The sequence below is a fragment of the Celeribacter indicus genome, from assembly GCF_000819565.1.
Taxonomy (GTDB): domain Bacteria; phylum Pseudomonadota; class Alphaproteobacteria; order Rhodobacterales; family Rhodobacteraceae; genus Celeribacter; species Celeribacter indicus.
This window is the reverse complement of sequence record NZ_CP004393.1, coordinates 1,011,320-1,025,602: the sequence shown is the minus strand read 5'-3', so window position 1 is coordinate 1,025,602 and position 14,283 is coordinate 1,011,320. Positions and strand designations below refer to the sequence as shown.

14 protein-coding genes, 1 pseudogene and 1 other annotated feature are annotated in these 14,283 nt (G+C 59.7%); of the genes and pseudogenes, 5 read left to right on the top strand and 10 right to left on the bottom strand.

The window, feature by feature from the left end; all coding sequences use genetic code 11:
• The first annotated feature begins 40 nt into the window (after nucleotides 1–40).
• Nucleotides 41–1,392 (top strand): IS3 family transposase gene (locus P73_RS05235; protein ID WP_139267244.1). Its coding sequence is split into 2 segments (ribosomal slippage): nucleotides 41–377 and nucleotides 377–1,392, totalling 1,353 coding nucleotides; the frame shifts between segments, so codons are not numbered across the junction.
• A gap of 110 nt (nucleotides 1,393–1,502) precedes the next feature.
• Nucleotides 1,503–2,423, top strand: a complete 921-nt coding sequence (locus P73_RS05230; protein WP_052453046.1) for an IS110 family RNA-guided transposase — start codon at nucleotides 1,503–1,505, stop codon at nucleotides 2,421–2,423.
• 248 nt (nucleotides 2,424–2,671) lie between these two features.
• Here the strand turns inward: P73_RS05230 and P73_RS05225 are convergent, their stop codons facing one another.
• The 6 genes from P73_RS05225 to P73_RS05205 all read right to left on the bottom strand — a co-directional run bounded on the left by P73_RS05225 (nucleotide 2,672) and on the right by P73_RS05205 (nucleotide 6,346).
• Nucleotides 2,672–3,787, bottom strand: coding sequence for a replication initiator protein A (locus P73_RS05225; protein WP_043868762.1), 1,116 nt, complete (start codon nucleotides 3,785–3,787; stop codon nucleotides 2,672–2,674).
• Entirely contained in the window at nucleotides 3,788–4,057 is a 270-nt protein-coding gene (locus P73_RS05220) for a helix-turn-helix transcriptional regulator (protein WP_043868761.1), read from the bottom strand.
• Between the two features lie 148 nt (nucleotides 4,058–4,205).
• The gene (locus P73_RS05215; RefSeq protein WP_174446902.1) at nucleotides 4,206–4,838 is read right to left on the bottom strand and encodes a DUF2285 domain-containing protein; all 633 of its coding nucleotides are present in this window, start codon (nucleotides 4,836–4,838) and stop codon (nucleotides 4,206–4,208) included.
• Complete coding sequence (locus P73_RS26740) at nucleotides 4,792–4,998, bottom strand: transcriptional regulator domain-containing protein (protein ID WP_247881899.1); 207 nt, start codon at nucleotides 4,996–4,998, stop codon at nucleotides 4,792–4,794. Before P73_RS26740 ends, P73_RS05215 begins: the two co-directional genes overlap by 47 nt.
• Before the next feature lie 336 nt (nucleotides 4,999–5,334).
• Nucleotides 5,335–5,628 (bottom strand): hypothetical protein, encoded by a 294-nt coding sequence (locus tag P73_RS05210; protein ID WP_043868760.1) that lies wholly within the window; start codon nucleotides 5,626–5,628, stop codon nucleotides 5,335–5,337.
• 40 nt (nucleotides 5,629–5,668) lie between these two features.
• Nucleotides 5,669–6,346 (bottom strand): DNA methyltransferase, encoded by a 678-nt coding sequence (locus tag P73_RS05205; RefSeq protein ID WP_043868759.1) that lies wholly within the window; start codon nucleotides 6,344–6,346, stop codon nucleotides 5,669–5,671.
• A 496-nt stretch (nucleotides 6,347–6,842) separates the two neighbouring features.
• Between P73_RS05205 and P73_RS05200 the strand changes: the two genes are divergently transcribed.
• Complete coding sequence (locus tag P73_RS05200; RefSeq protein ID WP_043867921.1) at nucleotides 6,843–8,057, top strand: IS256 family transposase; 1,215 nt, start codon at nucleotides 6,843–6,845, stop codon at nucleotides 8,055–8,057.
• A 39-nt stretch (nucleotides 8,058–8,096) separates the two neighbouring features.
• Here the strand turns inward: P73_RS05200 and P73_RS24795 are convergent, their stop codons facing one another.
• On the bottom strand, nucleotides 8,097–8,591 hold the full coding sequence (locus P73_RS24795) for a P-loop nucleotide/nucleoside kinase family protein (RefSeq protein ID WP_202966939.1): 495 nt from the start codon (nucleotides 8,589–8,591) through the stop codon (nucleotides 8,097–8,099).
• A gap of 136 nt (nucleotides 8,592–8,727) precedes the next feature.
• Here P73_RS24795 and P73_RS05185 point away from each other — a divergent pair.
• Nucleotides 8,728–9,950 (top strand): IS3 family transposase gene (locus P73_RS05185; RefSeq protein ID WP_420836116.1). Its coding sequence is split into 2 segments (ribosomal slippage): nucleotides 8,728–9,016 and nucleotides 9,016–9,950, totalling 1,224 coding nucleotides; the frame shifts between segments, so codons are not numbered across the junction.
• Nucleotides 9,009–9,125, top strand: a sequence feature (AL1L pseudoknot). Its footprint overlaps the gene before it by 117 nt.
• A gap of 39 nt (nucleotides 9,951–9,989) precedes the next feature.
• Here P73_RS05185 and P73_RS05180 read toward each other — a convergent pair.
• A pseudogene (locus P73_RS05180) lies at nucleotides 9,990–10,598 on the bottom strand (TCP-1/cpn60 chaperonin family protein); the annotation flags it as partial.
• Here P73_RS05180 and P73_RS26305 point away from each other — a divergent pair.
• A complete protein-coding gene (locus P73_RS26305) occupies nucleotides 10,548–10,925 on the top strand; it encodes a PIN domain-containing protein (protein WP_338032918.1) in 378 nt (125 codons plus the stop codon). The pseudogene P73_RS05180 and the gene P73_RS26305 overlap by 51 nt on opposite strands.
• A 314-nt stretch (nucleotides 10,926–11,239) precedes the next feature.
• On the opposite strand, the gene P73_RS05170 is transcribed toward P73_RS26305, so the two are convergent.
• Nucleotides 11,240–12,418 carry a M23 family metallopeptidase gene (locus P73_RS05170; RefSeq protein ID WP_052453045.1) on the bottom strand — a complete coding sequence of 393 codons (1,179 nt, stop codon included), beginning with the start codon at nucleotides 12,416–12,418 and terminating at the stop codon, nucleotides 11,240–11,242.
• A 64-nt stretch (nucleotides 12,419–12,482) separates the two neighbouring features.
• Nucleotides 12,483–14,015 (bottom strand): L,D-transpeptidase family protein, encoded by a 1,533-nt coding sequence (locus tag P73_RS05165; RefSeq protein WP_158401912.1) that lies wholly within the window; start codon nucleotides 14,013–14,015, stop codon nucleotides 12,483–12,485.
• Between the last annotated feature and the right edge of the window lie 268 nt (nucleotides 14,016–14,283).

Here is a 14,283-nt window from a genome sequence, read left to right as displayed (position 1 = left end):
GAGAGGATTTCTGGCTCATCGTAACCACCAAGGAGTGAAGATGAGACAGAAATCCGTACCCAAACAGAGCCATGGCGAGAAGGTTGTCAAAGACATCCGGCGCGCAACCCGCAAACAGTATTCAGCGGAAGAGAAGATCAGGATCGTGTTGGATGGCCTGAAAGGTGAGGACAGCATTGCTGAGCTGTGTCGCCGGGAAGGTATCGCTCAGAGCCTGTATTACAGCTGGTCGAAGGAATTCCTCGAGGCCGGCAAGAAGCGTCTCGCCGGCGACACGGCGCGAGAGGCAAACTCGACCGAAGTCAAAACCCTGCGTCGTGAATCCCGCGAACTCAAAGAAGTTGTTGCCGAGCAGGCGCTCGAGCTTCGCCTGCTCAAAAAAAGCATTCTCGGGGATGGGGGCGACGACTCATGAGATACCCTGCATCCGAGAAGCTGGAGATCATTCGTTTGGTCGAGCAGTCGCACTTGCCGACGAAGCGAACCTTGGACAAGCTGGGCATCCCCAGGGCTACCTTCTACCGCTGGTATGATCGGTATCTATCGGGCGGCCCCGAAGCGCTGGAAGATCGCAGTTCGAGACCGTCACGGGTCTGGAACCGTATTCCCGAGCCTGTTCGCAAGAAGGTCGTTAGCTTGGCGCTGGAGGAAAGCGAACTGTCGCCGCGGGAACTGGCCGTGCGCTTCACGGACACGGAAAAATATTTTGTATCAGAGTCTTCCGTGTATCGCGTCCTCAAGGAGCACGACCTGATCACAAGCCCGGCTTACGTGGTTTTATCCGCCGCCGATGAGTTCAAGGACAAGACGACGAGACCCAACCAGCTTTGGCAGACCGACTTCACCTATCTGAAGGTCATCGGTTGGGGCTGGTTCTACCTGTCGACCATCCTGGATGATTACAGTCGCTATATCATCGCCTGGAAACTCTGCACCACGATGAAGGCGGGGGATGTGACCGACACGCTGGATCTGGCGTTGCAGGCCTCCGGCTGCGATCAGGCAACCGTCGTTCACAAACCGCGGCTCCTCAGTGACAACGGAGCCAGTTACATCTCGGTTGAACTGGCTGAGTGGCTGGAAGATCAAAAAATGGAGCATGTTCGCGGTGCCCCATATCACCCGCAAACCCAAGGTAAGATCGAGCGGTGGCACCAGACCCTGAAAAACCGGATCCTGCTGGAGAACTATTACCTGCCCGGCGAACTCAGCAGCCAAATTGAGGCCTTCGTCGAGCATTACAACCACCGGCGCTATCATGAGAGCCTGCATAACCTCACGCCCGCCGATGTCTACTTCGGTCGCGGACAAGCCATTCTAAAACAACGAGAGAGGATCAAACGAAAAACCATCGAAACGCGACGTTTGCTTCACCGCAATTCCGCCGCATAATTAAATCAACCGGATGAGCCAGACCCTCTCTTAGTTCAGCCAACTAACTGCCCCAAATTATCTGACGACGGACACCGGACGACCTCGTCGCGTTCTTCGCGCAGTGCGGCATGGTGATGAAGCGGATTGGCCTTGAAGCCGGCGCTCCGTCGCAATGGCTTTACGGCGGCATGGCCGAAGCCGGTCTGCCAGTCGTGTGCATCGAGACGCGGCACGCCAAGGCGGCGCTGTCGGCCATGCCGAACAAGACCGACCGCAACGATGCGCGCGGGATCGCCAACATCATGCGCACCGGCTGGTTCCGCGCCGTGCATGTGAAGACGCAGACCGCGCAGGAACTGCGCTTCCTGCTGGTGGCCAGGCAGACGCTGGTGCGCAAGCTGATGGATATCGAGCTGGCGATCAGGGGCATGTTGCGCAGCTTCGGTCTGAAGATGGGCGTGGTGTCCAAGCGCAACTTCGAGGTGCGCGTTCTGGAACTCGCCGGCGACCGTGCGATGCTGATGCGGGCGCTCAATCCGATGCTGACCGCGAGGCGCGCTCTGGCTGTCGAATATGCCAACCTGCAAAAGGTGGCGATGAACTTCGTCCGTGACGATGACGTGTGCCGCCGGCTGATGACCGTTCCCGGCGTCGGTCCCATTGTGGCGCTGACCTATCGTGCGACCATCGACGTGCCATCTCGGTTCCGGCGCTCCAAATCGGTAGGCGCACATCTGGGGCTGACGCCGCGCGCCTACCAGTCTGGCGAGGTCGATTGGACTGGGCGCGTGTCCAAGAGCGGTGACGCGATGGCACGCGCGGCGCTCTACGAGGCCGCGCACATCCTGCTCATCCGCGTGAAGCGCTGGTCGTCGCTCAAGGCATGGGGCATGCGGCTGGTGAAAAACCGGGGCCATAAGCGCGCGGTCACCGCGCTTGCGCGCCGGATGGCCGTTCTGATGCACCGCATTTGGGTCGAGGGAACCACCTTCCTCTGGAAGACGGGTGACGGTCAGGCAATCGGGCCGAAGCCCAGTCCTTCTGTTTAACGCCGTTTGCCTGTCATCCGCATGGATGCCGGCTGACATAGGCTGAGAGTTCCGCTGCCGCGGAGAGATGTCCCCCGAGGGGACGAGGGTTCGGGTGAGCACGTTGAGAATCTTGTCCGCATCGCATTCTGCGACAGCGAAGACGCGAGTTAGCTTGGCCGCCCGACCTTCCGATCCCTGCTTGTGGCGATCCTGATATCGACCACGGAAAGAAGCGTGAGCCGCTCGGGGTGATATCGATGATCCGCTCATGGCGTGTCCTCCGGCTTGATGGCTGGAATCCACGGAAGACGGACAGATCGGGATGGCTCATATGCTGCTTGTTGCGAACGCCCAGGATCATTGGCAAGATGATCGCGGGTGGCACTGGGCGCGTGCTTCACACCCACAGAAACAGTTAAAGAAGATTCTTTGTTAGATTCTTCTATAGAGTCTGGCGAACGATTTGCGCCTGATGTCCCGATATTGCGTGCGCCTGATGTCCCGATAGGATTCACATGGTTATCAACAGGCACTGTGGATAGTTTTTCGGGAAGGAAACGCAGCAGCTCCTGCCCGTTCTCCCATTCGATCTGGAGCAGGTAGCCGGGCAGCGACTGGCGGGCAGCGATCCGCCGGAGGTCGAGCGCGAAGTCGGACGGCCGGGCGAGGCTGCCGGACTTCTGGTGAAGGTGAGCGACCTCGAAAGACCAGCCTTCCGGCTGGCGGCCGGCGTGCTTGCGCGCGACGCGGTAAAGCCAGCGCTCGATGCCACCCTTCAGCCGGAAATAGGCCGGATCAATCGCCAGCACGAGCGAGCGATCAATGACGCTGTTGTAAAACCATTCGGGCAGGACAAATTCCATGCCCTCGACGCGGCCGGCGCGCGTGGTCATTTCCTCCCATTCGTTGATCCAAGAAAATTGCCGCCGCCGCCAATGCGCGCCGTTGCGGATCGTGGTGGCGATGACAGTGGATTGCAGCCGTGCGAGTGCCGCCTTGAGCAGAAGATAGTCCCGGTTGCCCGTCGCCCGCCCGATGGCGCGCAGAAGCTGGTAGGGCATGAAGCGAAAGAAGCGCGACGTGATGAGGCCGTTGTTCTCGGCCGCGACGATCTGGCTCGCCGCCCATATCAGCACGTCGGCGTCCCAGATGGTTGCCATGCCGTGCTCGGGCATACCGAGGACTTGAACCTCGACATCGGCGGCTTTGTAGAGAATCGGCTTGGTGCGCGGCGATTTCGCCAGGGAGAAGAAAGGCCGCTCCATCAGGTCTCGCTGGTCGCGCGGTGCGGCGTCGCCGGTTGCGACCACGAAGGGGTGGAGGCGGCTGCGCTCGCTGGCGCTCTCCGGTCGGGCGGGGCTGTGATCGTTGTCCCGCAACATTCAGAGCCGATTCCGTTCGTCGGGCGTGAGCGGGTGCGGGGGAAAGACCGTGCCGGCGTCCTTGTCCCGCGTGCATTTGCGGGCGCCAGTTTCGGTCCAGGCTTCCAGATCGCGGATCGAATAGAGGACGCGGCCGCCAACCTTCCGATAAACCGGGCCGGTGCCATAGGTGCGATGCTTCTCAAGTGTTCGGCGCGAAAGGCCGAGGAAATACGCGGCCTCCTTGGTGCGCAGGAATCTCGGTGGCAGGTCCGCCAGCGGGTCGGGCATGGGATCACCTCAGGTTCGTCGGTCGATGCTGCTGTCAGCGGCGACAGCGGGCTGTGGCGAACCTTGGCGAGGAATCGGCGACCTGTAGCGGGCCGAATTTGTGTCTATACTTTCACGGCCCCCATTGCGGCCGTCTGCGATGGCGGGGCTATTCGTGTCGGCGCTTGACAGGATAGTGCAGCAGCAGACGGTAGCCGCCTTTCATCATGGCGAGGCCATGGGCGGCCAGGCGGCGGGCCCTGTTGCGGCGCGGGTCGTTCTCCCAATCGGTCTTGTCGCCGCGAAAACCGAGCAGCACTTCGGCGATGGTGCGATGGCTCTCGCCATGCAGCTTTGCGTCAAGCGCGCGCAGAGAGAGGATATGAAACTGGCGCAGCTGCGAGGGCATGGTGCGGAAATCCGGGCCTGGCGCGCGCCCGTTCAGGGACCGCCACAAGCGCCGCGCCGCATGGGCACGCAGCTCGAGAAAGGAATCCATTGGCAGGGTGACGGTATAGAACGCCGCCGCGTCGGGGACCGCCTCGGGAAGCCAGAACTGATGCGCGACGCCATCCACGCGCCAGAGTCCATGCCAGCCATCGTCCGCCCGCCGCAGATCGAGACCATCGAGGTGGGCGAGCGTGAAGCCCGGCGTCTCGGCGCTGGCCGGCTCCGGCGCTGGCGCCGGCGACAACATGACGGCCTGGGGCTGAAGGCTCGGAATCCAGAATTGGGATTGCCGGTCGGCGAGCGTTTCAGGATCGCAGGGGAAATCGCAACCCCCAGCGTCGTGCGAATGCATCGAGCCGGGAGCCTGTAGGGTTCTTCATTCGCGAAATTGCGCGGAAATCGTGATGATACTCGTCGTCGCGCCGCAGATATTCCCAAGCGAAACCGGCGGCAGGGATGGTCTTCGTATGTCTGTAGTCCGCCGATGTACGCCAATCGATGCCCAACAGCATGGCGTCACCTCCCTATGTAGGGCGGCGTTTCGATTTCAGTACTACCGCCCCTATCACAAGCGTCAGCCATGGCCAGTGGCGGAGGTAGCCATTCTTTCAAGATAACCGGATCGTATATCCAATGAACGCATTGGATGTGTGCGCCCTCAAAACCCCGTTCGCTTCGACTCGCGAGCCGGCGGTGCCGGCGAGCGCAATTTCCAACGCGGCCAGTGGGACATGCAGTAACAGCAGATCGTTCCAACTGATCTGGTAGATGCTTTCCATTGTTTTTGGCAGAGCACGGAGCCAAGCACAGGCTTCGGAACTCCTTCAACTCCCGCCTTAGCGTTCGGCTTATGGCTGCTTAAGCAAGCGCCAGGGTTCTTTGCTTCCAGCGCGGCGATAATAGAGGCGACGGCAACGGAACGTGTTCCAAGTCGCGATAAGCGGCTCAAAGCCATGCCACCAATCCGCTTCAATGTCGCCGCAACGGCCTTCGAACACCACGTTTTCCTTTGCGTCGCAAAGCCAGAACTCCATCGGCAGGGCGTCGGCCTGTTCCGGCGTGCCACGGGTAGGAACGCCGTCCGCGTCTTCTCCCATGCCAAGGCAGTTTCCCCAATAGTCGGCGGTCACGATCCAGCGCATTGCAAAATCCTCTCTCGGTCCGTTGGAAAGGTGGGGCGGCTCATGCCGCCGCCCTTCCGTTCTGCTGCTGCATCCATGCAAGCCGTCTGCTGGCCGTCTCGTGGTGCCGGCTGTCCAGTTCGACGCCGATCCAGTTGCGGCCGAGCTGCTGCGCTGCCGCCAAGGTGGAACCACTGCCGCTGAACGGGTCCAGCACAATGTCGCCGGGCTTCGTGAACGCCTCGATGAGCGGCGTCAGGGCCTCGACGGGCTTTTGCGTTGGATGAAGCTTGTTACCCGCATAGGGGAAGTCGATCACGTCCGGGATGGGGTTTTCGGGCAGACAAACATTGCCCTTCGCCAGCAAGTAAGCCTGCTCATGCTGATAGCGCAGGAACTTCGCCGATGACGCATAACGCTTGCGGAAAACGATATGCCCGACAACGCGAAAGCCTGCCGCCTTCCATGCGTCCATGAACAAATCGACCTTATTCCAGCCGTAGAAGCTGACGCAAAAACCACCATCCTTCAAAACGCGATGCATCTGATTGAAAGCGGGCCGCAGCCAGCGGGAGTTGTCGTCGTTCGCCACCTTCCTGCCGTTACGATCGCGATAGTTCACGAGATAGGGCGGATCGGTCAGAATGAAGTTCACTGATCCCCCGTCAAATGAGCGCATCGCCTGGATACAATCGGCATTGAAAATCACGTTGCGGGAGGTATCGGTGTTGCCGGTCATGTCTTTCTTCCTTTGGGTTTGGGGTTCAGAGAAGCGAAGCGCCGCTCCTGAACCCTTGCCCGTCGGCGAGACCGGGGTAGCAAGGTGCAAGGGAAGTCTTTGGCACCGTGGAATAAATGAGAGGGGACCCGCTTGCGGGGAGTGGGCCGTTTATGCCGCGAAAGGCCGGAGAGTTCCCTTGTGCCGCGCGAGGGCAGCGCCCTTAGTAATCTGGCGCGGCGCGTAGCCTACCGTTCGTGCCGAACTGACCAACCTGGAGATGTGGTTGATATCAACGGAATATGCTTCAGTGGAGTTGACGAGCGAAAATAGACGACCTGACTTGCCCACAAAAAGTCTTCGACAATGGATTATTCTACGGTCCACGCATCTTGACCGGAGGGAGGCTCAAAGCCTTGGATGTAGCGCTGTAGGAGATCGTCTGTAATTGGAAAGAGAGTGTCCGACCTTTTGTGTATGGCTGATCCGGTTCATGCTGCACCGAAAGGAAGCATGAATGACTATTTCGAAAGACATCTTGGACGAACTGCTTAAGGGTGTGGAGCGCCCTGAGGATCTGCTCGGCGATGCCGGGCTGATGAAAGAGCTGAAGATCAAGCTCATGGAACGAATGCTGGGCGCGGAGCTGACGGCGCATCTTGGCTACGAGGAAGGCAAAGACGCTCCACCCGGCCAGACCAACCGCCGCAATGGCGCCTCGAGCAAGGTGCTGAAGAGCCAAGACGGCGAACTGCCGCTGGCGGTGCCTCGCGACCGCGACAGCAGCTTCGAGCCCGAGCTGGTGAAGAAGGGCCAGACCCGGATCGACGGGATCGATGACAAGATCATCGGGCTTTATGCGGCCGGGCTGACGGTCCGGGACATCCAGGCTCACCTGCTTGATCTCTACGGCCTGAAGGTCTCGCCCGACCTGATCAGCCGCGTCACCGATGCGGTGCTGGACGAGGTCAGGGAATGGCAGACCCGCGCGCTGGATCGGATGTATCCCATCGTGATCTTCGACGCTCTACGGGTGAAGATCCGTGACGCCGACAGCCGGACAGTGAAGAATAAGGCCGTCTACGTCGCCCTGGGCGTCACCCGTGATGGGAGCCGTGAGGTTCTGGGCCTGTGGACCGCCGAGAACGAGGGCGCCAAATTCTGGCTCTCGGTGATGAACGAGTTGAAGAACCGGGGCGTGCAGGACATCCTGATCGCGGTCGTGGACGGGCTGAAGGGCTTTCCTGAGGCCATCACCGCCGCGTTCCCGGACGCCATGGTCCAGACCTGCATCGTGCATCTGGTGCGCCATTCCCTGAATTTCTGCTCTTGGAAGGACCGCAAGGCCGTGGCTGCGGACCTACGCCGGATTTACAGTGCCCCGACCGCCGATATGGCCGAGGCCGAGCTCGATGCCTTCGAGGAGAAATGGGCCGGGAAATACGCCTCCATCGCCCCGGCCTGGCGCCGGGCATGGCAGGAGGTGATCCCGTTCTTTGGTTTCGATCCCGCGATCCGGAAAATCATCTACACCACGAATGCCATAGAAAGCTTGAACCGCGTGATCCGGAAAACGATCAAGACGCGGGGCTCCTTCCCGACCGACGAGGCCGCAACCAAGTTGATCTATCTGGCAATCCGCAAATTCGAAAAGGATGGCCGAAATGTCCGGGAATGGTTTGCAGCCCGCAACCAGTTCGCCATAATGTTCGGCGAGCGCTTCGACGCTTGAGTATCTGAAACCGCATGGGCCGGGCCAGATACACATAGTTCATGACACTCCCATTGGAAAGGCCGCATTAGCATCGCGACGGGAAGCTCTATTAACTAATCGCTTCCGCAGCACGTTCTCTGGAACTTTCAGAAACACAATTTGGCAATGGTGACCATTACGATGCACAAGCTCACGGTAGTCAGCTCGCGTTTGGGATTTCCAGAAACTGAAGTCGATTACCGCCTTTGTTCCTGTCTGCAGCATTTCGACGAGTTGCTCGCGCAGTATTTTCTCTGCCGAAGCCTGCAAGATGGGATATTCATCCTCAGGATAGTCGACACCAAAGCGACCATAGGTACGCCAAATTTCCTCATCTATAGATAGCCGTCGGCAGCCCATGCCCTCTAATGCTTGGGCGAAGGTTGTCTTCCCTGATCCTGCTATCCCGCACATCATGAAGACGATGCGAGGATGAGTACGCAGGAGCGAGGACGCGCGATCAAGTGCTTGCTGAAAGCCCAAGGCTTCCCCGTCTTCACCGGCGCTGATCAACGTACCACTCCAAGCGTCACGAGGCGACTATGCCTGCAACAACCATCGCTCCCGCAACGACGACAGTTGCAGATACTATCATGTGAACCGCTCCGGGTTTGCCGGAGGCTCCAACTCTTGAGTAGGATGGAGCATCATGAGCAAGACAACGAACAAATATTCCCCTGAAGTGCGCGAGCGAGCGGTTCGTATGGTTTTGGACAACGCCGGTCAGCATGAGAGCCGCTGGCAAGCGATCGTATCGATCTCGGCGAAGATAGGCTGTTCGACGAACACGCTGAATGACTGGGTCAAAAAGGCAGAGATTGATCGTGGCGACCGTGCTGGGGTCAGTACCGAGATGGCCGAGAAGATGAAGGCGCTGGAGCGCGAGAACCGCGAACTCAAGCAGGCGAATGAGATCCTGCGGAAGGCGTCGGCGTATTTTGCGATGGCGGAGCTCGACCGCCGACCGAAGTCATGATCGCCTTTATCGACGATTATCGTGGAGAGCTCGGGGTCGAGCCGATCTGCAAGCACCTGCCGATTGCCCCGTCCACATACTACGATCATCTGGCCAAACGGGCCGACCCTGATCTGCGCTCGGATCGGTTCAAGCGCGACGACGAGCTTCGCCCCGAGATCGAGCGCGTGTTCGATGAGAATTACAAGGTCTATGGCGTGCGCAAAGTCTGGCGCCAGATGCGGCGGGAAGGATTTGATGTGGCCCGATGCACGATAGCCCGGTTGATGAAGGATTTGGGCCTGCAGGGCGTCATCCGGGGCAAGCCGCATAAAACGACGATCCCTGACAAGAAGCAGCCGTGCCCGATGGACAAGGTAAACCGGCAATTCCGGGTGCCGGCACCGAACATGCTCTGGGTCAGCGATTTCACCTATGTCGCCACCTGGCAAGGGTTCGTTTATGTGGCATTCGTGATCGACACGTTCGCGCGCCGGATCGTTGGGTGGCGCGTCAGCCGCACGGCTCACACAGGCTTCGTTCTCGACGCTTTGGAACAGGCTGTTCATCAGCGGCAGCCTGGTGTGGGACTGATCCATCACTCAGACCGCGGATCGCAATACCTGGCGATAAAATACACCGAACGCTTGGCCGAGGCAGGAATCGAACCCTCGGTCGGCAGCGTCGGTGACAGCTATGACAACGCTTTGGCCGAGACAATCAATGGTCTCTTCAAGGCGGAGGTCATCCACCGCCGTGGCCCGTGGCGCAGTCTGGACGCCGTGGAATACGCCACTCTGGAATGGGTCGACTGGTTCAACAATCGCCGCCTCCTCGAGCCCATCGGGAACATCCCACCAGCGGAAGCAGAGGCAAACTTCTACGCAGCTCTGGTAACTAAGACCATAGCCGCATAACTTAAACCAAACAGCCTCCGGCAAACCCGGAGCGGTTCAGCCGTGCTTCTGGTCAGCATTCTCGGTTGCGATACTGTCCAGAACCTTCGCCGCACGCAGCAGCGCCGTACCACCCCCAGGAAGGATGCCCTCCTCCACGGCAGCGCGGGTCGCGTGGAGTGCATCGTCGACGCGGTCCTTCTTCTCCTTCACCTCGACTTCCGTCGCACCGCCAACACGGAGCACCGCAACGCCGCCTGCGAGTTTTGCCAGCCGCTCCTGCAGCTTTTCGCGGTCGTAGTCGCTGGTGGTTTCCTCGATCTGAGCTCTGATCTGGGTGACGCGTGCCTCGATATCGGCCTTGGTGCCTGCCCCATCGACGATGGTCGTATTGTCCTTGTCGATGACGACCTTCTTCGCACGGCCGAGCATATCGAGCGTGACGTTTTCCAGCTTGATGCCCAGTTCCTCGCTGATCGCAGTGCCGCCCGTGAGGATGGCGATATCCTGCAGCATTGCCTTGCGACGATCACCAAAGCCCGGCGCTTTGACCGCCGCGATCTTCAGGCCACCGCGCAGCTTGTTCACCACCAGGGTCGCCAAAGCCTCACCCGTGACCTGCTGGACCGGGCCACGCGAGACAGTCTGATCGAGGGGCACCACGCACTGATCGCGACGCTGAGCTTGCCCGATCCTGAAGACTGGCACGTGCTGGCCGCCGCCATCACCGGGCGCTGCGACGTGATCGTGACCCAGAACCTCGTTGACTTCCCGGTCGATGCGCTGACGCCTTTCAGCATCGATGTGCAACACCCCGACGAATTCCTGGTCAACCATCTGCACCTAGCACCCGGCCTGCTCTGCGCCTCGGTCCGCAAGGTGCGCGCCCGGCTGAAGAATCCGCTCTACAGCGTCGACTACTATCTCGGTACCCTGACGCAAACTGATCTGGTCGCCACGGCGGCAGAGCTTGGCGGGTTTGCGGAACTACTTTGACGCCACCCGCCACAAATTCTGAATTAGTCGGCAGAACGCGGCTCATTTCCGGCGGTCGAGCTCAACAAATGCTCCTTTGCCGCATCCTCGAAAGCCGACGTTCGGCTAGCTCTGCAGCGAAGTTTCGGCCAAGGGATCTGACCTCACTCGTGTTGCTTCTGTCGAATTGCGGCCCGCAACCAGTTCGCGATAATGTTCGGCGAGCGCTTCGCCGCTTGAGTATGTGAAACCGCATGGTCCGGCGCAGATACACAGACTTTAGGACACTCACCTTTTATGCGTCAGCCTTCGGGCAATTAATTCAGGAATGACGGTCAGCTATCTTGCTCAGTCGAATAGCCTGTGGCCGCTCGACCTTTTGTAAGAGCTTCAATATCGGCCGCACTTGCAAATTCCTGGGCCTGCAATACCTCTTCCTCCAAAGGATCTACCGGGCGACCGTCGACCAGAACCTCATAGTGAAGATTAGGGCCGCTCACGAGACCTGTCGCGCCAACGGCGCCGATGCGATCTCCGGCACGGATGCGTGCCCCAGGGACAATTCCTTCGTTGAATGCTGAGAGATGGGCGTAGCGGGTGGTTACGCCTCCTCCATGGTCGATATCGACGGTCAATCCGTAGCCCCGCATTGTTTCGGCCCTGACAACCCGCCCGGCTCCGGTTGCACTTACAGGTGTTCCGGTCGCGGCAGCATAGTCTATGCCTGTATGCATACGGCGCCCGCCAAGAACCGGGTGGTTGCGATTTCCGAATACAGAGGACAATCTGGCGCCCATGATCGGTGGCGAGCTTCGTTGAACGAGTTCGCCGTCCTCGAAGAGCAGGACCGGACTTGTCGGATCTGTGGCGACCAATTCAAACTGATGCCCATTGAGTGAAAGACGAGCGTATGACATGCGCGGTTCGCCTGCCAGGCTCCCATCGGGCAATCGATCCTCCTGCCAAACCAGCGCGAATTCCTCGCCACCGCGCAGATCGCGCCTGAAATCCACCTGGCCTGCCATCAATGCCGTCAAATCGACAGCAAGGCGCGCCGGAGCATCCGCCGCGACCAGAGCGTCATAGAGCGAGCCATCGAGCACAAATGCCTCCTGACGATCCTGTGTCGTGACCTCAGGCTCGAGTCTTACGGCCTCGACCGCATCAGTGAAGGACAGCGATACTTCCACCCCATTGCTGACCAAAAGCTGAAGGCTGGAAAGCCGACTGGAATCGCCTGCCTGAGTGGTCCAGCGCAGCAAATCTCCTGGTCGCAAGTCTCGGAGATCATAGACGCCCTCAAGCGCCAAGGCAGCTTCTAAACGATTGGCCGGCAGAATACCGCTGCGCGCAAGAACCCGGTCCAGAGAGTCACCCACTGCGATAACAGCTTCGCTGGTGGTCGTTGTCACGACGGACGGGGTGTCGGTATCTGTTGCTGGAATTGCCTCGGCGTGAAGTGGGCCCGCCAGAAGGGCTAAGAGCAATGCGATCGTATTTTTGGTGTTGGTCATCTGGCAGGATGTCCTTGGTTTGTTAGTGAAATTTAGATCTTGGGTGTGGCGGGTTCGGGTGCTGTCAACTCATCCTGAAAACAGCACCCGCCCGATCCAGCGCCTCATAGAGCCGGGCATCGCGGCCATAGACATCCTTGCGGAAGTGAACCCCGCCGCGGGCATCGGTGAACGCCGTCCGGTATTCGAGATGAACCGGGACATGTTCGGCCAGTTGGATCCGGGTTTGCCGCTGGCTTCGAAGCGTCGACTGGAATAGGCCCACTGGGTCATCGGTCTGGCGCGACAGGAGTTCATAGGCGAAATCGTGTGGTCTTTGCAGCCGGATGCAGCCGGCGGAATAGGCGCGCAGCGTGTTGTCGAACAGGTTTCGTTCCGGGCTGTCGTGGAGATAGATCGCCCAAGGGTTGGGAAACATGAATTTGACCGTTCCAAGTGGATTGGTCGGCCCCGGTGCCTGCCGCAGGCTGTAGGGGAAATTGCGCGGCGTATAGCGTGAGAAATCAATCGAACTGCGCGGCACGACACGGCCTGCGCTGTCAATGACCTCCAGCTGCCTTGCCCCACCCGCTGAGAGGCTGTTCCAATAGGTGCGCGCAATGATCGAGCGCGGCAGGGTCCAATCGGGGTTGACCTCCAAATAGGACATCTCGTGCGAGAACTCTGGTGTCTGCATGTCATCCGGCCGACTGCCGATGATCGATACCGTGTCCAGTGTCACCAGATCGTTGTCCATGATCTGGGTGGTAAAATCGGCAAGGTTTACCCAGATGTGACGCTGTCCGCGCGGCACATTGAGCCAGCGTTCGCGTTCGAGGGCTACAGTCAGGGACCGCAGGCGCGCATCGGCAGATAGGTTGATTTCGTCCTGCGTGGCCTCATCGGCGATACCGTTGGGCGCAAGCGCGTGGAAACGCTGAAAGGCGGCAACGGCGGCCTGAATGCGGTGATCGTAGGACGCCGTTGCAGTGCGGGGCAGATATCCCATCTCGATCAGGCGATTGCGCAGGATCACCACGGATTCGCCTGTATCGCCGGGTCCGAGCCTGCGGGCGGTGATCTGCGGTCCCCAGCCTCCACCGGCGATACGTTCCTTCAGTTGGTAGATCGCGCGCAGCAGGCGGGAATATTCGGGGCAGGTTGGCACCAGACTTTGCATGAACATCGTGGGCTCGGCAGCCACGAACCCGTGCATCAGCTCCGCCACATCGGGCCGGGGAAGGGTGCGAACGATCTGCGGGATGATCCGGATGGGTTCCAGAACACCGCTGCTGATGTCTTTGGCATATTGCACGAAAAGGCTGGAGGTCCGCGCTTCCAGCCTTGCCCTGTCCCGTTCGCTCGAAACCTCGCGGTAAGCAGTGATAAGGCCCTCCAGATCGTAGCTATCTGTTGGCAATCCGTGATTTCCCGCCTGCGACAGGGCGGTAACAAGCGCCGATCTGCGCGCAGCATGCTCGGAACCGGTCCAGACCGGTGCATAGTTGGTCTCCCGGTAAAAGGTTGCCAGCCCGGGGTCATTGGAGACACTTTCTGCCAATGCAAAGCTGAAAGCCGGGAATCCTTGCGCAAACACCTGCCGAGGCACCAACCCCATCAACCCGCTTCCCGCCATCATTCCAAGAATGTGTCGACGGGACGCACCAGAGCGCAATCTGGGTCTTCTCTCAGTGCTCACGGTTCTCGGTCCTTTCGCAGTATCGGCGCTTCTGTGCCGACACAGAGACGGGACAGTGAACCAGCAGCCTGCCTTTAAGGCGGCCGGTCGGAAGGTGGGTTATTTCGGGGGTGATAGGACCTCTAGCTACTTGAGGTTCAAGACCAATATGTGGCTGGACGTCTGCCCTCACAGGAATATGAGGCTT